This is a genomic window from Micromonospora sp. DT228, from assembly GCF_049841595.1.
Classification (GTDB): Bacteria; Actinomycetota; Actinomycetes; order Mycobacteriales; family Micromonosporaceae; genus Micromonospora.
Genome location: NZ_JBNCKO010000002.1, coordinates 237,963 through 257,054 on the forward strand (window position 1 = coordinate 237,963; position 19,092 = coordinate 257,054).

Genomic DNA, 19,092 nt, shown 5'->3' on the forward strand with positions numbered 1-19,092 from the left:
CTGCGCACACCTTCGACCACGCCGGATCGACCGACGCAGCTAAGTGACACACGTTACGCCGATCTCTGCGAGCCGTCCGCGCAAGGGAGTGTCCCGTGTGTCTGGCCTGCGGAAAAGCCTCGCGCCGCCGGCCGGCGGCGGACCGCCGCGATCATCCCGAGGCACCCCCGGTGAAATGCCAGGACGCCAGTCGCAGCGAGGGGGCCGCCCACCACGCACCGTCCACCCGATCCGGTTGACGCATCACCCGCGCGCCCAGCCCGAGCACCGCCCCGGGCCCGAGCGCGCGCGGATAGGACTCGGTGAACCGCAGGTCACGGACCGCCCGTACGACCGTGCCGTCCTCGATGAGCCAGACACCGTTGCGGGTCAGCCCGGTGACGACGAGGCTCTTCGGGTCGAGCACCCGGGTGTACCACAGGTCGGTGACCAGCAACCCTCGGCGTACGCCGGCGACAAGCGCCGCGGTGTCCGCGTCGACCACCGCGCCGGCCGCCCCACCGGAGGTTGTCCGGCCGGTCGCGCTGACCGGGCCGGCCGTCGCGCCGGACAGCCGCAGGTTGCGGGCCATCGGCCCCCAGGTGGCTCCACCCGCGACCGCGTGCCCGGTGGACTGCGCACCCGCCGCGTCGGCCGTCCGCCGGTCGTGCGCCACCGCCCGGGTGATGCCCGCCTCGACCAGGGTCAGCGCCCGCCGACCGGTGCCCTCCGCGTCGAACGGCAGCCCCGACGCGCCGAGTGGGTCGTCCACCAGGGTCACCGCCCGGTCGAACTGGGCCGTGCCCGGCTCGGCGAACGACTGCCGCTCGGCGTACCGCTTGCCGTTGAAGCCGTACCAGGAGAGGTTCTGCAACAGGTCCGCCACGGCGGCCGGCTCGAACACCACCTCGTAGCGCCCCGGTGGCAGCTCGACCGGGTCGGCCGCCGCCTGGGCCTTCGCCGCCGCCTGCGCGCCCAGCTCGGCGCCGTCGAGGTCGGCGAGTCGGTCGGCGTGGCGTCGGGCCACCCCGTCCGCGCCGTCGAGACGCGCGATGCCGTCCATCGCCGCCTCCGCCGAGCGGCCGGAGGCCGTGTGCCCCACCGAGTTGGCGTACGCCGACGAGCGGTGCGCGGTACGGCAGTAGCCGGCCGTGCGGAGGCCCCCGGCGGCGGCCACGAAAGCGCCGACCCGGTCGGCCCGCTGATCCGGCTCGGCGTGCGCGGTGGCCTCGTCGACCGCCGGCGCGGCCGGCGTGGGCGCCGGCGGGGCCAGGCCCGGCCAGCCCGGGTCGGGCGGGCAGAGCCGCGCCGCGACCAGGGTGCGCTCGACAAGCGCGCTCAGCCCGTCGGCGGTGACCACGCTGCCGCTGCCGGCGGCGGTCCGACCGTCGACGTGCAGCCGCAGCCGGACCCCGACTGTCGACTCCGCGACGTTCTGGTGGATGGCCGAGTTGGCGAACCGGGTCAGCGCCAGGTCCGCCCGTGTCACCACCACCTCGGCCTGCGCCCCCGACCTACCGAGGCGGCGGACCAGCTCGATGACCTGCCCGGCCAGCTCCACCTCACTGCTCGCGCTCACGCTGGGCCGCCTTTCGTTCGCGACTGCGGGGCTCGCAAACCCGGCTCACTCCTCGCGCTCACGCTGACACCCCCACTCGGACGTTGCGGAAGCGGGCCGGCGCGGCCGGGTGGCCGGTGTGCCCGATCTGGCCGGGCTGGCCCTTGCCGCAGTTGGGTGTGCCCCAGGAGACCGTCTCGCCGGAGAGCATGTCCATCGAGCGCCAGAAGAGCGGGCCGATCCCGGTGTACGTGGGATTGCGCAGCATCCGCCCCCGCCGCCCCTTCTTGATCTCCCAGCCGACCTCGCAGCCGAACTGGAAGTTGAGCCGCTTGTCGTCGATCGACCAGGACCGGTTGAGGTCCATCAGCACACCGTCGTCGGTCGCCGCGATGATCTCTTCCAGCGTGTGCGGGCCGGGTTCCAGACCGACGTTCGTCATCCGCACCATCGGCAGTCGGGCCCACCCGTCGGCGCGTACGCTGCCGCCGTAGTCGAGGCTGGCCATGGCCGCGGAGTCCCGGCCGGCCAGCACCCCCACCCAGCGACCGTCGCGGACCGCGTCCCGCTTGACCGCCGGGGAGCCCTCGTCGTCGAAACCGAAGCTGCCCAGCGCGCCGGGGATGGTCGGATCGATCGTGATGTTCATCAGCTCCGAGCCGTAGCGCAGCGAACCGAGCTGGGCCAGGTCCAGCCAGGACGTGCCGGCGAACGCCGCCTCCCAGCCGAGGATCCGGTCCAGCTCGATGGCGTGCCCGACCGACTCGTGGATCTGCAGGGCCAACTGCTCACCGCCGAGGATCAGATCGGTCTCGCCGGCCGGGCAGAGCGGCGCGGTGAGCAGCGCCCGCGACTCCTCGGCGATCTGCGCGGCGTGTGCGGCCAGGTCCAGCGACTCGACAAGCTCCCAGCCGGTGGTCCCGTACTGCCCCCGGTAGCTGGGCCAGGACCGGCGCTGCGTCTCCCCGGCGCCGATCGAGGTGGCGGAGATGCCGCCGCCGCACTCGCGGATCCGCTGGTCGATCCGGTGGCCCTCGCTGGAGACGAACCACTTCGCGGTGTCCCAGATCTGGTAGAGGCCCTCGGCCAGGTCGGCGCCGTGCTCGGCCATCGTGCGGGTCGCGCCGACCAGCAGGTCGCCCTTGTCCGACAGGGGCACCCCGAGCGGGTCGATCTCGCAGCCGGAGGCCCAGCTCGCGGTGACCGCCTGCGCCGGGACCAGGTCGACGGGCGGGCCCGGCACCCGCGCGCTCGCCATGGCGGTCCGCGTCGCGCGCCGGCCGGCGTCGCGGGCGGCGGCGTCCGAGAGATCGGGTACGGCGTGGAAGCCCCAACTCGCACCGACGAGCGCCCGGACACCGAGCCCGATGCTCTCGTCCTGGGTCAGCTCCTCCACGTCACCGTTTCGCGCGGTCATCGACTCGTAGCGGCGGTGCATCACCCGCGCGTCGGCGTACCGAGCCCCCGCGTCGAGGGCTGCCTGGACGGCGGCGCTGGCCGCGTCGAACTCGGTCATGGACCGACCCTAGGCCAGCCGACCGACACCCGTCAGGGGACGAGGTCCTCCGGTCGGATCGTGGCCCGCACCGGCTCGGTCAGTTCCAGAACCTCGCCGCGCTTCGTCGTTGCCCTCTCCACGTAGTGGCCGCCCTGCCGCTGGTAAAGGCGCATCGCACCCGTCCCCTGCTCGACCAACAGATACCACTCGATGCCAGCCGCCGCGTAGTAATGCATCTTGAGGACTTTGTCGGTGGATGCATTGCTCGGCGAGATGATTTCGCAGACCAGCCGGACATCAGCCGATTCGATGTTGGGCTCGTCGAGATCGATCGCGTTGGTGACGACGAGATCGGGAATCGGTATCCGACCTGGCCGGAGCCGGACGTTCACTGCCTCCAACAGCTCAAGGTCGGCCGCCTCCGCCGCTGCTTCCAGGATGTTGCCGAGCTTGCGGGAGATTCGTTGGTGTCGTGGGGTGGGTCCTGGGGTCACGTGGAGGCTCCAGTCGAAGAGTTCGACGCGATCCTGCGTCTCGCCGAGGGCGAGGAACTCCTCTTCGGTCCACGGACCTTCGTGATCGAACACTGCCGCGGTCATGGGTCACCTCCACCTCGTGCCGCCGTCATCCTCTGCTGGCTGCTCGTCCAATGATCGCACTTGACGTGCGATCAGGGCCATGAACGGGTGTGGATGGGGAGGTTGCGGGGGTGCGGGGCCGATGCGGACTCGTTACGCTCGGGCCCGCTGACACGTGCCGGCTTTGTAGCTTATTTTCACCCTCAGGACTTTCATGTAAGTTCTCTTCGTCACTGAGGGAGGCGGCCGTGGACAGTTCGGATGCCTACCTGCGGGTGCGTGACCTGCGGGTCCGGTTCGACACCGAGGATGGCGTGGTGCGCGCGGTCGACGGGGTGTCGTTCGCCGTCGAGCGGGGCCGCACCCTCGGCATCGTGGGCGAGTCGGGCTCCGGTAAGAGCGTCACCTCGCTGGCCATTCTCGGCCTGCACGACCCCAAACGGGCCACCATCACCGGGGAGATCTCCGTCGGTGGCCGGGAGCTGGTCGGCCTGCCGGACGAGGAGGTACGCCGGCTGCGCGGCCGGGACATGGCGATGATCTTCCAGGATCCACTGTCGGCGCTGCACCCGTACTACACGGTGGGCCGGCAGATCGCCGAGGCGTACCGGGTGCACCACCCGAAGGCCAACCGGCGCGAGGCCCGCCAGCGGGCGGTGGACATGCTGGACCGGGTCGGCATTCCGCAGCCGGCCCGCCGCTTCGACCAGTACCCGCACGAGTTCTCCGGCGGCATGCGGCAACGGGCGATGATCGCGATGTCCCTGGTCAACGACCCGGCGCTGCTGATCGCCGACGAGCCGACCACCGCGCTGGACGTCACCGTGCAGGCGCAGATCCTGGACCTGCTCGCCGACCTTCAGGCCGAGTTCCACTCCGCGATCATCCTGATCACCCACGATCTCGGCGTGGTCGGCCAGGTCGCCGACGACGTGCTGGTCATGTACGGCGGGCGTGCCGTCGAGCGGGGCAGCGTCGAGCAGGTGCTCCGGGCGCCGCAGCATCCGTACACCTGGGGGTTGCTCTCCAGCGTGCCGTCGCTGCACGGCGACGCGGACGCGGACCTGGTGCCGATCCCCGGCAACCCGCCCAGCCTGATCAACCTGCCGTCCGGCTGCGCGTTCCATCCTCGCTGCCGGTACGCGGACCGGGTCGGCAGCCGGTCCCGCAGTGAGGTGCCGGAGCTGCGGGCGGCCGGGGCCGACGGCCATCTGGTCGCCTGCCACCTGAGCGCCGAGGAGCGCGCCACGTTCTACGCCGAGGACGTCGCATCCGTGGGGGTGGCCCGATGACCGACGAACCACTGCTGCGGGTACGCGGGCTGACCAAGCACTTCCCGGTACGCCAGGGGCTGCGCGCCACCGGCCAGGTGCGGGCGGTGGACGGGCTCGACTTCGACGTGCGCCCCGGCGAGACGCTCGGCCTGGTGGGGGAGTCGGGCTGCGGCAAGACCACCACCGGCCGGATGCTGGTGCGGCTGTTGGAGCCGACGAGCGGCAGCATCGAGTTCGCCGGGCGGGACATCACCCACGCCGGCCGGCGGGAGTTGCGCCCGCTGCGCCAGGAACTCCAGATCATCTTCCAGGACCCGTACGCCTCGTTGAATCCCCGGCACACCGTCGGCCGGATCGTGGCGATGCCGTTGCAGGTCAACGGGATCAAGCCGCCGGGTGGGATCAAGGCCCGGGTGCGGGAGCTGCTGGAACTGGTCGGGTTGAACCCGGAGCACTACAACAGGTACCCGCACGAGTTCTCCGGCGGTCAACGTCAGCGCATCGGCATCGCCCGCGCGCTGGCCCTGCGGCCCAAGCTGATCGTCGCCGACGAGCCGGTCTCCGCGCTTGACGTCTCGATCCAGGCGCAGGTCGTCAACCTGCTGCGCGACCTGCAACGGGAGCTGGGCCTGGCGTTCGTGTTCATCGCGCACGACCTGGCCGTGATCCGGCACTTCAGTCAGCGGGTCGCGGTCATGTACCTGGGTCGGATCGTGGAGATCGGCGACCGCGCGGACATCTACGAACGCCCCCAGCACCCGTACACCCGGGCGCTGCTCTCGGCGATCCCGGACGTCACCCAGCTCGGGCCGGCGGGCCGGATCCGGCTGACCGGTGACGTGCCCACCCCGCTCGATCCGCCGTCGGGCTGCCGCTTTCGGACCCGGTGTTGGAAGGCGCAGGACATCTGCGCGAGCGAGGAGCCGGCGCTGGTCCCGCGCGACGGCGGCCGGCAGGCCACCGCGTGTCACTTCCCCGAGTCGGCGGAGTCGGCTGCGGAGGTCGTCGAGGAGGTGTCGCCGTGAGCCTGTCCCCGGTGGAGGGTGTGGCGCTGGCCGAGATCGAGTCCGACCCGGACGCGAACACGCCCGCCGTGAAGGGCGTCGTCGGCCGCTCACCCGGTCAACTCGCCTGGATGCGACTGCGTCGCGACCGGACAGCCGTGGTCAGCGGCGTACTCCTGGTCTTCTTCCTGCTGTTGGGGTTGGCCGCCCCGCTGATCGAGATGGCCTACGGCGTCGGGCCGCGGACACAGTTCCAGAACCTGCTGGACGGCTTCGGCATGCCACTGGGCTACGCCGGCGGCGTCACCGGGGACCACTGGTTCGGCCTGGAGCCGAACCTGGGTCGGGACATCTTCATCCGGTTGATCTACGGGTTGCGGACGTCGCTGTTCATCGCGTTCGCGGCGGCGCTGATCACCGCGACGATCGGGGTCGCGCTGGGCGCGCTCGCCGGCTACCTCGGCGGCTGGCTCGACGCGGTGATCAACTGGATCACCGACCTGACCCTGGCCATGCCCTTCCTGATCATCGCGTTGGCGCTCACCCCCACCGTCACGCTGCGCTTCTACGGTGAGCGGGGGCAGGTGTCGTCCGCCTTCGGGATCGGCGTGCTGATCGCCGTGTTCGCCATCTTCGGCTGGACCAGCACGGCACGGCTGGTCCGGGGGCAGGTGATCGCGCTGCGCGAGCGGGAGTTCGTGGAGGCGGCCCGGGCCAGCGGGGCCGGGCTGGGGCACATGCTCTTCCGGCAACTGCTGCCCAACATCTGGGCGCCGATCCTGGTGTCGTTCTCCCTGGCGGTGCCGCAGTTCATCACCAGCGAGGCCGCGCTGTCGTTCATCGGTGTCGGTCTCAGCGACGAGACGCCGAGCTTCGGCCGGATGATCTACGACAGTCTGGACTTCCTCCAGACCGACCCGGCCTACGTGTTCTTCCCGGGCATCATGATCTTCGCGCTGGTGTTCGCCTTCAACCTCTTCGGCGACGCGTTGCGGGACGCGCTCGACCCGAAGTCGTCCCGGTAGGGGTGGGCTCATGTCACGGTTCCTGATCAAGCGGCTCTTCTCCGCCACGCTGACCCTGTTCGCGGTGAGCGTGCTGACCTTCCTGATGTTCTTCGCCCTGCCGCGCGACCCGGTCAGCAGCATCTGCTCGAAGAACTGCAACCCGGAGCGGCTGGAGCGGGTCCGCGACGACCTTGGTCTGAACGACCCGCTGGTCAGCCAGTACGCCGGTTACATGAAGGGCATCGTCACCGGTCGGGACCTGGGCAGCGCCCAGGGTGGCAGGTGTGACGCGCCCTGCCTGGGCTGGTCGTACGTCACAAACGAGGCCGTCTCCGACACCATCGCCCGGGTGCTGCCGGTGACGCTGAGCATCGTGATCCCGGCGGCGATCCTCTGGCTGCTGCTCGGGGTCGGCCTCGGCATGGTCTCCGCGTTGCGGCGCGGCACCTGGCTGGACCGCCTGGCCATCGGCTTCTCGCTGACCGGCGCCTCCTTGCAGCTCTATTTCGTGGGCGCGGTGCTGCTGCTGGTCTTCGTCTACAACCTGCGGCTGCTGCCGGTGCCCAGCTACACCTCGATCTTCGACAACCCGGCGAAGTGGGCCAGCGGGTTGGTGCTCGCCTGGGTGGCGCTGGCCTTCCTCTTCTCGGCCATCTACGCCCGGCTGTCCCGGGCGCAGATGTTGGAGACGCTCTCGGAGGACTTCGTCCGGACCGCGCGGGCCAAGGGCCTGGCCAAACCCACTGTGTACGGGAGGCACGCGCTGCGCGCGGCGATCACCCCGGTGGTGACCATCGCGGGGCTGGACGTGGGCGGGGCGCTGGGCGGCACGGTGATCACGGAGACGACGTTCGGCATCCAGGGGTTGGGGCGTACGGCGGTGGACGCGGTGCGCTCGGGCGACCTGCCCACCATCATGGCCACCGTGCTGATCGCGGCCGTCTTCGTGGTGCTGGCGAACGTGCTTGTGGACCTGCTCTACGCGGCCATCGACCCCCGGGTGCGGCTGCGCTGACCCGGCCGCTGCACCGGCCGCTGCCCAGGGCGTGGCTGCTGGCGAAATTTATCGACAACTGTTACACAACTTGTAGTTTTTCTTCCTTACGATCCTCGGGACGTCGGCGGTTCTCGCCCCGACGAAACGCACGGCACATGGGTGAAGGAGGTACTTCATGAGACCACGCGTGGTGGCCGCCGCGGGCGGCGCGATCGCTCTGGTGGTGGCATTGGGTGCGTGCTCGAAGAACACGGGCGAGGGCACCACCGTGGACACCGACCGGCAGCAGACCGGGGTCATCGCGACCGACCCCAAGGACTCGCAGGGGCCGGCGGCCGAGGTGAGCGGCGCCGCGAAGGGCGGCACCTTCACCATCATCCGGGAGTCGCCGATCTCCCACCTGGACCCGCAGCGGACGTACTCGTTCGCCGGTCTGATGACCAACCCGCTCTTCGCCCGCTACCTGACCACCTGGAAGGACGACGGCAAGGGCGGCCTGGTCCTCGTCGGCGACCTGGCCGAGACGCCGGGTAAAAACGTCAACAACGACTGCAAGGTCTGGGAATTCACCGTCAAGGACGGGGTGAAGTTCGAGGACGGCCGACCGATCACCGCCAAGGAGATCGCGTACGGCATCGCCAGGTCCTTCGACCCGGACCTCTCCGGCGGCCCCACCTACATCCAGGAGTGGCTGGCCGACACCCCGCAGTTCGACACCAAGTGGGACTTCAAGAAGAACAAGACGTCGCTGCCGCCCGGCCTGAGCACTCCGGACGCCAAGACGCTGCGTTTCGAGTTCGCCAAGCCCCGGTGTGACCTGCCGTTCGCGGTCTCGCTGCCGACCACCGCGCCGCTGCCCGCCGACAAGGACACAGGCGTCGACCTGGACAAGCAGCCGTTCTCGTCCGGGCCGTACAAGGTCGCCAAGAACCAGGTGGGCGTGCAGCTCACCCTGGACCGCAACCCCAACTGGGACGCGAAGACCGACCCGGTCCGGCACCAGTACCCGGACCAGTTCGTCTGGAGCTTCGGCCCGACCGCGGACGCCGCCAACAACCGGGTGATCGCCGACAACGGCGCCGACCAGAGCGCGCTCGCCTTCAACACCGTGCCCGCCTCGCTTGTCGCCAAGGTGGCCGGGGACACCGCGCTCAAGTCCCGGACGATTCTGTCGCCGACCCCGAGCGCCAACCAGCTCGTCATCAACAACCAGCGGGTCACCGACCTGAAGGTCCGGCAGGCGCTCAACTACGCCATCGACCGCGAGGGCTTCATCAAGGCGATGGGCGGGCAGACCGTCGCCGCGCCGCTGACCACGCTGATGCCGTCGGCCACCATCGGCTACAAGGCGTACGACGCGTACCCGGCGGGCGCCAACGGCAACGTCGACAAGGCCAAGGAACTGCTCGGCGGCAAGACGCCGGAGCTGGTCCTCGGTGTCGCCGACAACTCGACCGAGCAGCAGCAGGGCGCCCAGCTCAAGGCCAACCTGGAGCGCGCCGGCTTCAAGATCACGCTGCGGAACATCTCCGACGACGCGAAGCTCGACGAGATCAAGAAGAAGGACAACCCCTGGGACCTGTACATCGGTAACTGGGCGGCGGACTGGCCGAGCGGGGCGTCGATCCTGCCGGTGCTCTACGACGGCCGCACCATCAAGGCCGAGGGCAACAGCAACCAGTCCTACTTCAACGACCCGGCGATCAACACCGAGATGGACCGCATCCAGGCCATGCCCGCCGCCGATCAGGGCCCGGAGTGGGCCAAGCTGGACGAGCGGATCATGAAGGAGCACGCGCCGGTGGTGCCGCTCTTCGTCGACGTCGCCTACAACGTGCACGGCTCCAAGGCCGGCGGGATCTTCATCTCCAGCGTCTTCGGCTACCCGTCGTTCGTGAACGCGTACGTCAAGCAGTAACTCGCACCGCAGGCAAGGGTCCCCTCCCGACAGCGTCGTCGGGAGGGGACCCTTCTGCTTTACCCGGTGCGGCACTGCCGTTTCATTCGGCTGCCTCGGCGGGACGCGGTCAAATTGTGTGGATCGTGATGAGGTCTTCGAGACCGGCGAGGTCGTCGGCATTGCGGGTGTAGATGGCGGCGTCATGAGCGTGCGCGGTTGCGGCGATGAGCAGGTCCATCACCCTGGCTCGTGGCTGACGGCCGATCTCGACGAGGCGGGCAGCCAGTCGCGCGTAGCTGTCGGTGATGGCTTGTCGAGGAGGTCCCGATCTGCTGCCCATCCTGGGTCGGTGGGTTGGTCAAATACGCCGGCGAGATCGTCCCATTCGCGCCGCCGAGGGCCTCGCAGCTCAAGCACAATCAGTTGCACGGCCCGGCTCGCTGCCGCCCTCGGCGACCTTCGCGTCGATGGCCGTTCACCCGGCGCGGCCATTCCGCTCTGCTGACGCCTCGGACGACTGTCGCGGGCCTGGCGCAGGACGTGCCCCGAAGGGCGCATCGCGCCAGGCCCGACACTTCGTTCGAGGTCTGGTGCTGCTACCTGTCGAAGATGTACTGCATTTCCGCATCGCTCAGCAGACCCTGGAACGCAACGACGTCATCGACCCGCCCGTAGAGCCATTCGGCCGGTCCTTCGGGGGTGGTCGAACGGCCGACGAGCAGGGAGCCACTTGCCTGTCGAGGCTGCCAGGCCTCGTTGAGTCCGACCGCCGCGGCGAGCGATCCGTCCACGTAGAGCCGGGCCTGCCGGTGCGTGGCGTCGACGGCGGCGACGAGGTGGTGCCAGCCGTCGACGGCGGTCGCGGGCGCGGTCGCGTAGGTGGTGGCGTCGGCCCCGGCGGCGACTGCGAACTCCCACTGGCCGCCGTTGTCCGGCTCGTACGCCAGCCGGAAGGCGCTGCGGTCCCCGTCGTCCTGCGACATGACGGTCTGCGCGCCCTTCGCCGGGTCGAGCCGCACCCAGGTCGACACGGTGAACGATTGGTCCGTGCGGAGGACCGGTCCGTCTTGCCACACCGGGTTCCCCCGATCGCCCACGTTTGTCTGACTGCGGGCGTACTCCCGGGTCGCCTCGCCGTAGTGCGGATCCGAGGGGTCGTCGATCCAGTGGGTGTCGTCAAGTGCCAGGGTGTTGCTTCCCCGACGCGAGTCGTACAGGACATCGGTGCCCTTGGTGAGGGTGAGCTGGCGGTCGAAGATGCTTGCGTCCGGTGCCGAACAGAGGTCCGGGCCGAGGTTTTCCTCGTAGCACAGGACCGCACCCTCGAAGTTCCAGTCACCGACTCGCCGAGCAGCCAGCAGGCCTGGCATATTGAAGCCGCCGGACGCTGGATCGGAGGCCAGCCAGCCGGTGAAGTCCTGGTCGACCAACACCCGGTCGTACACGTGGACACTGGCCAGGTTGCCCTGCCACCAGGTGGTGTCACCACGGCCCAGCCGGACCGCCCCGGACGGATCGTTGACCGCTGCCACCTTGCCCGCCGTCGCCTCGGCGACTCCGTTCACGAAGATGGTGACACTCCGTGCGGTCGCGTCGTGCACGACCGCCAGGTGCGTCCAGAGTCCGATCTGCGGTGCCGACGTCGAACGGGCGACCGACCACTTCGCGCCCTTGCCGATCTTCGATGGCATCTGGACCTGCCACCGGTTGCTGGCCCTGTCGTAGCCGACCGAGAGGGAAGCCCGGCCGGCGGCGCCGGCCTTGCTGGCGAAAACCCGGCTGGCAGACGTGTCGGTGAGCCGCACCCAGGCGGCGAGAGAGAAGGTGCCGGCCGTGTTCAGGGCCGATGGCGACGCGGACAGATACGACGATGTCCCGTCGAAGGCCACCGCTTGGCCGCCGACCATCAGGGCGTCGTCCTGCCAGGAGATGTCAGAGCCGACCAACGGGGTATCGCCGCCGAGTGCGGGCTGCTGGTCGGCCAGCCCCTGTGCCTGGCTAATTCCCGGAAACGCCTCCAGTCCCCACATCGCGGTCGCCCCGCGGGGCAGGTTGACGGCGGTGGAAGGACGTGGCTTCGCGTTCGCCGCGGTGGCACCGGCAAGGGGTAGCGATGCGGCGACGCACACCACGGCTAGGCGCAGCGCGGCCTTACGGGCGGATCCCCGGGCCGGGCCTGTCGAGAGGCTTTTGATGATCATCGAACCTTCCGCGTGGGAACTGTCAGACGGGACCGGCGAGGAAATCACAGCACCTCGCCTGGTCGTCGGGACAGTGTCACAGGACGATGACGGTGCCGCTATCCCAAGATCGTTCACTGAGTACCGGCCTGGATGGACACCACCGGGATGTTCGTCGTGTCAGGTGCCAGCGCCCGACAGCGTCGTCGGGAGGGGCCCCTTCTGTCTTCGCTGAACGGGGCGCTGAGGCCGGGGCGATAGGGTGGCGCGGTGTTCTCCGCTGGCGAGCGTGACTCGATCCGAGAGCGGTTGCTCGGCTTGGCCGCAGAAGACCCCGCCGTCGTCGGGGCCGCCATCACCGGATCCCACGCCCGTAACGGTGGCGACCGATGGTCGGACATCGACCTGGCGTTCGGCATCGAAGGACCGCTGGATCCCGCGATGAGCCGCTGGACCGAGCTGCTCTACCGCGACTTCGCCGCCGTTCACCACTGGGACCTACCGTCCGGTCCGGCGGTATATCGGGTGTTCCTACTCCCCGACCTGCTCGAAGTGGACATCGGGTTCACCCCGGCAGCCGCGTTCGGGCCGCACGGTCCGAACTGGCGTACCGTCTTCGGGCATCCCGCCGGGGCGAAGGACGACCCGTCCCCCTCTCGACGGACTCTGGTCGGATTGGGATGGCACCATGCCCTGCACGCGTGGGTGTGCATCCAGCGACACCGCTGGTGGCAGGCCGAGCAGTGGATCAGCGCCCTACGTGGCCAGGTTCTCGCCCTGGCCTGCCTGCGCCTCGGTCACCCCACGAGCCACGCGAAGGGCGCCCACCTGCTGCCCGCGGAGGTGAGCGCGTCGCTGAACACCACTCTGGTACGCGCGCTCGACGAGGCCGAGCTGACCCGTGCCCTCACCGCGGCCACGGCCGCGCTGATCGCGGAAGTCACGCTCACCGACGCGGCTCTCGCGACCCGGCTCGCCTCCACCCTCCGCGCCCTGCGCGACGAGGTATACCCGGCCGTGGATCTCCAGGTAGCCATCGGGTATCGCGGCGAAGCCGAGCAGTGAGACCGGCAGGCCGGTGACGACGCCCTGGCTGGTACGCATCCCAGTGCGGACTGCGCGCGGGCCGATGATCGGGGCCTCCATGTTCGCTACGCTAACGTCGTGTTGCCGCAGTGTCACGCTGGGTGCCGCTGGATTGTCACGCCCACTGTGCACAGGTGGGCGAACGAGATATCCGTCCTGGCCGCTGTCTGGGGGCGTTGTCGTGTCGCATGTCGATCCGCGCTTCGGTAGCCAACTACGTGCGCTTCGGGCCGAACGTGGGCTGTCGTTGCGGGCACTGGGTCAGCTCGCCCACCGGGCTAAGAGCCACCTGCACGATCTGGAGACCGGTGCGAAGGCCCCCACCCCGGAGACGGCGAGGCACCTCGACGACGTGCTGCGGGCCGGCGGGACGCTCGCCCGCCTGGTGGACGAGCCCGTCGACCACGACACCGAGGCCGGGGAGTTGCTGGCTCGGGTGCGGCTCAGCGATGTCAGCGCCGACACGCTCGCTCGGATCGAGGCAGGTGTGGACGACCTGGCAAGCGCGTACGCGCTCATGCGGCCGGTTGACCTGCTGCCGCTGGTGCGTCGCCAGTTGGCCTATGTGGGGCGGCTGCTCGACGGTCGCGGGACACTTGCGCAGCGCCGACGGCTCGTCGTCGCCGGTGGTTGGCTGACGGTGCTGCGGGCGACGGTCCACATTGATCTGCTTCAACAGCCTGCGGCGGGCGCTCATCTGCGTACGGCAATGGCTCTTGCCGAGCATGCTGAGCATCAGGAGATTCAGGCGTGGTGTCTGGAGACGCAGGCGTGGGACTCGCTCACCCAGGGCGACTACCGGCGGGCGATGGAGCTGTCGCGGCAGGCGCAGCGGGTGGCTCCTCGGGGTAGCTCGGCGTACATCCAGGCGACCGCCCAGGAGGCGCGGGTGTGGGCACGGTTGGCTGACGTGCGGCGGACACGTGAGGCGCTGGATCGTTTGGACCGGTTGACGGCGAACCTGCCGGTGCCGGAGCGGGCCGAGCACCACTACCGGTACGACCCGACGAAGGGGTTGGCGTACACGGCGACCACGCTGTCGTGGGCGGGCGACCCGGCCGCCGAGCAGGTCGCCCGGACCGTCTTGGCGGAGTTGGACCCGCGCGGCGATGGCGGGGAACGGCCACGGCGCTCTGCTTCCGCCCGTCTCGATCTCGCCATGGCGCTGTTGGCTGCCGACCAGCCGGATGAGGCCGGCGTCGTGGCCGCCGACGCGGTCCGGTCGGGGCGGGTGGTGTCCTCGAACTGGTGGCGGGCGCGGGAGGTGCTCCGGGAGGTCGAACACACCGGAACGGCGGAAGCGGCAGCGTTCCGTGAGGTGTACGAGGCGTACCGGCCCACGACTCGATAGCGGACGGCACGCGCCACCAGCGGACACCTTTTAGCTTTCTGTCACCGCCTGTTCACCCGATGCTGTGCGTGAGGGCGGGGATCAGCACGAACACGTCGCCAAAGCGAGACCACCCGCCCTCTGCCAGCGGAGGTGGGTATGAGCGGCAAGGACGATCCCGGTACGCCCAACAGGGGCGAGCAAGTCGACGCCGATGAACGGGAAGAGGCCAAACGTCGGTTGCTCGCGCAGGCCGAGGCGGAACGGATCCCGGTGGAGGAGACGACTCGGGCGGTGCCGGATCGGCGGTGGCGTGGTGAGCCGTGATCCCGTGCCGATCGGTCGGCGGGTCGCGTACCTGCGGGTGCGGCGGAGGCTGTCGCAGCAGTCGTTCGCGGATCGGTTGGGGAAGTCGAAGAGCTGGGTGGACAAGGTCGAGCGTGGGGTCCGGTCCCTGGAGCGGGTGTCGACGATCCGGGATGTCGCGGCGGTGTTGCGGGTCGACGTCGCGTCGCTGCTCGGTCGTGATGTGCAGCCCGCTGGGGTGGCCGAGTCTCACGAGGGCGTGGCGCGAATTCGGGCGGCACTGTCGGCGTACCCAATGGCTTTTGGTTACCCGACGGACCGGGAGGTGCTGTCGCCCGATCGGCTGGCTGGGGAGGTGCGGCAGGTGTGGATGACCTATCAGTACGCCCGGTATCCGCGTCTGGTCGAGCTGCTGCCCGCGGTGGCGACCGAGGTGTACCGCGCCCACATTCAGGACCCGATGGCCGGACGGGTGGCGGTGGTGGAGGTGTATCGGGTGACGGCGGCGTTGCTGGTCAAGCTGGGCGAGGGGAGCCTGGCCTGGTTGGCCGCCGACCGGGCGATGTCGGCCGCCGCCGGCGACCGGATGTTGCTGGGCTGCGCGGCGGTGCAGCTCGGTCAGGCGCTGCGGGCGTCGGCGCGGGCCAGGCCGGTGCTGCTGGCCGCCGCGGACCAGATCGCCCCTGGTACGCCTGAGGAAGCGTCGCTGCGCGGGTCGCTGCTGGTGCAGGCCGCCCTGATCGCGGCCAGGGCGGGTGACGACCGGGCGGCCGGTGAGCTGCTGGACGAGGCTGCCGTGCTGGCCGCTCGGGTGGGCGACGGACATGATCGTTGCTGGACGGCGTTTGGGCCGACGGCCGTCGAGCTGGCCCGGGTCACGGCCGCCGTGGAGTTGGGCGACGGGCCGCAGGCGGTCGCCCGGCACGAGGAGGCGATCGGGCGGGACGGGTGGCGATGGCTGCCGATCGAGCACCGGGCCGCGCATCTGATCGACGCGGCACGTGCCTACCTCCAGACGGACGACCCCGCCAACGCTGCCCGGGTCCTGTTGCGGGCCGAGAGCATCGCGCCCGCCGAGATCCGCCACCGGCCAGCCGCCCGGGACGTGGTCGCCCAGGTCGCCCGCGACTCGGACGCCCCGCCGATGATCACCCAACTCGCCATCGGCCTCGGGGTGCTGTGAGCAGGAATACCGGGTCGTGGATCTCCTGGCCGGCTGTTAGCGTCGCGGCATGTTCGCCACCGACCGGGTCCGACTGCGCCCGCCCACGCCAGACGACGCGCCGAACATGTTCCGTCTGTACGGCGATCCCGAGTTGCACCTGATCACCGACGGCGAGCCGTTCCTGCCGCGCCACCTCGGCCAGGTCCGGGCGCGACTGGAGAAACAGGTCACCGAGCCGCCCGACGGCGAGGCCCCGGTGGCGCTGCTTGCCGAAACCACGGCCGACGGCACATTCCTCGGTGGCGGTGCGCTGTGGGGGATCAACCCGTTCAATCAGTACGGCCACCTCGGCATCTCGCTGGTGGCCGAGGCACGTGGCCAGGGGTACGGGGCGGACGTGATCCGGCTGCTCTGCCGGTACGGCTTCCGCAACCGCAACCTCCGCCGTCTGGAACTGGAGACGCTGGCGAGCAACACCGCCATGCGGCGGACCGCGGAGACCTGCGGCTTCACGCACGAAGGCACCCAGCGGGAGCGCGAGTACGACGGCGACGGCTTCAAGGACATGGTGATCTACGGTCTGCTCCGGCGCGACTGGAAGCCGTAGCCGGGCCGAAGCCGTCCAGTCGTGATCGGGTGGCCCAGGCGTCCGAGGCACGTCGGGGTGCCGGCCGATCCGGAAGCGTTGTGCGACGAAGTGGGTCGCTTCAGGACGTGTAGGAGTGCGGTCCTCCGAGCCACCGGCTCAGGTAGTCGGACTGAATCTCACCCGTCAGTAAGCCGACGAGGGCTGCGGAGAAGCTGGCCTGGTACTGCTCCCAATACGGCCCTTCCTCCTTGAACACCACCGGCCAGTCGTTGGGATCCGCGCCAGGCTTGACGTGCCAGAAGAGCAGATCGCCGTTGCCGGTGTGTCCCCAGGAGATGAGGTTGTCGCCGGGGTCGAACCAGGATGGGACGTCATCGCGCTGTGGATCCCACTGCGACGAGTCGCCCAGGCGCCAGGCGCCGGAGGCATTGTCGGGACCTCCGAAGTCCACGCGGACGCACTCGTGAGCCCAGGCGTTGTGCTGCACCAGATCTGCCCAGTCGCGTGGTTCATCGGGGCCGCACACGGTGACGTGATCGTCGATGAGGCCGGCGCCGTAAGTGTCGGTGAACCTCTTGTAGTCCCTGGGAAGAGTGACACCCAGCTCGGACTCGACGGCTGACCAGTTGGAGCGGCCTGTGGGGGCACCTTCGGGTGCCGGTAAGCCCAGAAGCCCGGCCAGGGTTTCGGTCAGGTCCACCCCGGTGCGGCGATCTGTCGACGGCTCGGGTGCGTCATGCTCAGCTGGGCGTTCTCCGGAGAGGATGTCGTCAGGTCGGAGTTGGTCACCACCGGAACCGGTGACGATCGCGTGAGATTCGCTGAGCTCCACCACGGCCAGGTCCACGTTCCGCTCGTGGCCGCCGTGTTCCCCGCAGGCACGGTCGAAGCGGTCTCCGGGACGCGCCCAGTGCCGTCGGTGATATCCCGGCTCACCCTCCAGGCGCCAGCCTGCTGGGACCGCCCGGACAGACTTGACGAAGAAGCTCAGACGCTCGATCCGCACAGGCGATATGGTGCACGACCCGCCGGCTGGACACCACCATCGATGTCCTCGACCGGTGGCGGGCGTGGGAAGTGCTCCGGGAGGTCCAGCACACCAGGACGGCGGAGGCGGCAGCATTCCGCGTGGTGTACCGGCGCGTGACTCGACAGCGGACGACCCGCGCGAGCGGCGGACACCCGCCAGCGGCTTCAGGGAATTGTGGCAGATCCGTGCGCAGGCCGTCGGAGGTGAATCAGGGCTGGGCTGCGCTTTCCATGGTGGTGCTCTGCTGCGGACGAAGCGCGGTCAGCAGACTGTCGAGTTGACCCCAGGCCCGCGCGCTGGAGAGGTGGTCGATGTAGTCGCGGGACTCGATGATGAGCCCGTCGCGGATACGCATCACGAAGACACACGGCACCGTGAACGCCTCGCCTGTCTCGTCGACTCGCCCCTGATAGGCGAACTCGGCGACGATCACCTCCGGGTCGGCGGTTTCATGAATCGTCACGTCGACCGGCTTACGGTTCAGTGTCCGGCCGACCGGAGGTGGCGAGGTGAAGTGTTCGTGCAGCTCACCGCGGCTGAGCAGCGGTGCCGGGTTGAGCGGGTGGAACGGGTGCGTGACGTGGGTTTGTTCGGCGTACAGGTCGGCCAAGTCTTCGTACGGACCGTCGCAGACGCCGTTGACCAGACGGAGGAAGGTTTCGCGTGGGCTAGTCATGCCGAACATCCTTCGAATCGGTCGATGGCACTTTGGGGCATGCCGGGGCCTGCATCGGGAATGGCCGGCACCCCATCGGCGGCACCCTACCGACCTCAGCCCCGACTTGACTGCCCCGAAGCGCTCTCGTCGGGCGACGTGTTGTACCGGTCGAGCGTCGCCTTGGACGTGGAAGCATCCCGGAAGGTCAGTTCCCACGGCCCAGTGTTGACGTCCATGTCCTTGCCGAACCCGACCCATTTCCCGGCCATCCGCCGGCCGGTGGGCTCCACCAGTAGTTGGATTGCACCGTGGTACCGGGCTCCCCGGTAGTAGCCGGCAGGATCGGTCTGCTCCACCCAGGTTCCGGTGACCACGGCACCGTCCACCGTGAGATCCATTGCCAGTGACGATGCCGCCGAGCCGGGCAGGCTGCGCACGGTCAGTCTGTCGCCGTGCTGAAGTACAACTACGAAGTGCTGCCCGGCGAATGATTTTCCCCGGCCACTCGAGTGAAATTGGTAGCGGCTGAGCCAGACGCCCTCGTACGACCCGTGGACCGCGAATGGCTTGGGCGTTGGTGTGGCCAGGTTGGACATGGGCGAGGTCAGGTCGTGGCCACCGTGTTGGTCATCGACGACCTCGCCATTGGGTATCGCGGCGAAACCGAGTAGCGAGACCGGGAGGCCGGTGACGACCTCCAGGGCGCGGGCATACACGGGCCGCGGTGCTGCGATAGCGCCCGACTCCCAGCGCTGCACGAGCCTCTTGTTGGCGTCGTTCGGCTCGCCGACGCGGCGGCCGGCGGCCTGGAGCGCGCGGGCAAAGTCGTCCTGGCTCATGCGCATCCCGGTGCGGACCGCGCGCAGGGCGGTGTTCGGGGCATTCATGTTTGCCACAATAGCGCCGTGTCGCCTAAATGTCGCCATGAAGGAGCCCGAGATGTCGCGCTCTGT

The 19,092-nt window shown here is 69.6% G+C and carries 18 protein-coding genes; 10 read left to right on the forward strand and 8 right to left on the reverse strand.

What is annotated here, in order from left to right:
* Positions 1-151: 151 nt before the first annotated feature.
* The 3 genes from ACLQ29_RS04380 to ACLQ29_RS04390 are packed head-to-tail and all read right to left on the reverse strand — an operon-like array spanning position 152 to position 3,634.
* The gene (locus ACLQ29_RS04380; protein ID WP_425770318.1) at positions 152-1,558 is read right to left on the reverse strand and encodes a TldD/PmbA family protein; all 1,407 of its coding nucleotides are present in this window, start codon (positions 1,556-1,558) and stop codon (positions 152-154) included.
* Positions 1,559-1,616: 58 nt separating this feature from the next.
* Entirely contained in the window at positions 1,617-3,053 is a 1,437-nt protein-coding gene (locus tag ACLQ29_RS04385) for a TldD/PmbA family protein (RefSeq protein ID WP_425770319.1), read from the reverse strand.
* Between the two features lie 32 nt (positions 3,054-3,085).
* The gene (locus tag ACLQ29_RS04390) at positions 3,086-3,634 is read right to left on the reverse strand and encodes a Uma2 family endonuclease (protein WP_425770320.1); all 549 of its coding nucleotides are present in this window, start codon (positions 3,632-3,634) and stop codon (positions 3,086-3,088) included.
* Positions 3,635-3,861: 227 nt separating this feature from the next.
* On the opposite strand from ACLQ29_RS04390, the gene ACLQ29_RS04395 reads away from it, so the two are divergent.
* The 5 genes from ACLQ29_RS04395 (at position 3,862) to ACLQ29_RS04415 (ending at position 9,813) form a co-directional block, all read left to right on the forward strand.
* Entirely contained in the window at positions 3,862-4,905 is a 1,044-nt protein-coding gene (locus ACLQ29_RS04395) for an ABC transporter ATP-binding protein (protein ID WP_425770321.1), read from the forward strand.
* Positions 4,902-5,912, forward strand: a complete 1,011-nt coding sequence (locus tag ACLQ29_RS04400; RefSeq protein WP_425758910.1) for an ABC transporter ATP-binding protein — start codon at positions 4,902-4,904, stop codon at positions 5,910-5,912. Before ACLQ29_RS04395 ends, ACLQ29_RS04400 begins: the two co-directional genes overlap by 4 nt.
* Positions 5,909-6,916 carry an ABC transporter permease gene (locus ACLQ29_RS04405; RefSeq protein ID WP_425770323.1) on the forward strand — a complete coding sequence of 336 codons (1,008 nt, stop codon included), beginning with the start codon at positions 5,909-5,911 and terminating at the stop codon, positions 6,914-6,916. Before ACLQ29_RS04400 ends, ACLQ29_RS04405 begins: the two co-directional genes overlap by 4 nt.
* Positions 6,917-6,926: 10 nt before the next feature.
* Entirely contained in the window at positions 6,927-7,913 is a 987-nt protein-coding gene (locus ACLQ29_RS04410; protein ID WP_425770324.1) for an ABC transporter permease, read from the forward strand.
* A 157-nt stretch (positions 7,914-8,070) separates the two neighbouring features.
* Positions 8,071-9,813, forward strand: coding sequence for an ABC transporter substrate-binding protein (locus tag ACLQ29_RS04415; RefSeq protein ID WP_425770325.1), 1,743 nt, complete (start codon positions 8,071-8,073; stop codon positions 9,811-9,813).
* A gap of 109 nt (positions 9,814-9,922) precedes the next feature.
* Here ACLQ29_RS04415 and ACLQ29_RS04420 read toward each other — a convergent pair whose 3' ends face one another.
* Together ACLQ29_RS04420 and ACLQ29_RS04425 are read right to left on the reverse strand one after the other, a co-directional pair.
* Positions 9,923-10,135 (reverse strand): hypothetical protein, encoded by a 213-nt coding sequence (locus ACLQ29_RS04420; RefSeq protein ID WP_425770326.1) that lies wholly within the window; start codon positions 10,133-10,135, stop codon positions 9,923-9,925.
* Between the two features lie 256 nt (positions 10,136-10,391).
* The gene (locus tag ACLQ29_RS04425) at positions 10,392-11,996 is read right to left on the reverse strand and encodes a LamG domain-containing protein (protein ID WP_425770327.1); all 1,605 of its coding nucleotides are present in this window, start codon (positions 11,994-11,996) and stop codon (positions 10,392-10,394) included.
* A 249-nt stretch (positions 11,997-12,245) separates the two neighbouring features.
* On the opposite strand from ACLQ29_RS04425, the gene ACLQ29_RS04430 reads away from it, so the two are divergent.
* The 5 genes from ACLQ29_RS04430 (at position 12,246) to ACLQ29_RS04450 (ending at position 16,469) form a co-directional block, all read left to right on the forward strand.
* Positions 12,246-13,040, forward strand: a complete 795-nt coding sequence (locus ACLQ29_RS04430; RefSeq protein WP_425770328.1) for a hypothetical protein — start codon at positions 12,246-12,248, stop codon at positions 13,038-13,040.
* Between the two features lie 184 nt (positions 13,041-13,224).
* On the forward strand, positions 13,225-14,412 hold the full coding sequence (locus tag ACLQ29_RS04435; protein WP_425770754.1) for a helix-turn-helix domain-containing protein: 1,188 nt from the start codon (positions 13,225-13,227) through the stop codon (positions 14,410-14,412).
* A 138-nt stretch (positions 14,413-14,550) separates the two neighbouring features.
* Positions 14,551-14,718: a hypothetical protein gene (locus tag ACLQ29_RS04440; RefSeq protein WP_425770329.1), complete on the forward strand. Its 168-nt coding sequence runs from the start codon at positions 14,551-14,553 to the stop codon at positions 14,716-14,718.
* Positions 14,708-15,880, forward strand: coding sequence for a helix-turn-helix domain-containing protein (locus ACLQ29_RS04445; protein ID WP_425770330.1), 1,173 nt, complete (start codon positions 14,708-14,710; stop codon positions 15,878-15,880). The genes ACLQ29_RS04440 and ACLQ29_RS04445 overlap by 11 nt, the downstream gene beginning before the upstream one ends.
* A 49-nt stretch (positions 15,881-15,929) precedes the next feature.
* On the forward strand, positions 15,930-16,469 hold the full coding sequence (locus ACLQ29_RS04450; RefSeq protein ID WP_425770331.1) for a GNAT family N-acetyltransferase: 540 nt from the start codon (positions 15,930-15,932) through the stop codon (positions 16,467-16,469).
* Positions 16,470-16,569: 100 nt separating this feature from the next.
* Here the strand turns inward: ACLQ29_RS04450 and ACLQ29_RS04455 are convergent, their stop codons facing one another.
* From ACLQ29_RS04455 to ACLQ29_RS04465, 3 genes are all read right to left on the reverse strand, one after another.
* Positions 16,570-17,457, reverse strand: coding sequence for an SMI1/KNR4 family protein (locus ACLQ29_RS04455; RefSeq protein ID WP_425770332.1), 888 nt, complete (start codon positions 17,455-17,457; stop codon positions 16,570-16,572).
* Between the two features lie 232 nt (positions 17,458-17,689).
* Positions 17,690-18,157, reverse strand: coding sequence for a nuclear transport factor 2 family protein (locus ACLQ29_RS04460; protein WP_425770333.1), 468 nt, complete (start codon positions 18,155-18,157; stop codon positions 17,690-17,692).
* Between the two features lie 95 nt (positions 18,158-18,252).
* Positions 18,253-19,026, reverse strand: coding sequence for a helix-turn-helix domain-containing protein (locus ACLQ29_RS04465; RefSeq protein ID WP_425770335.1), 774 nt, complete (start codon positions 19,024-19,026; stop codon positions 18,253-18,255).
* Between the last annotated feature and the right edge of the window lie 66 nt (positions 19,027-19,092).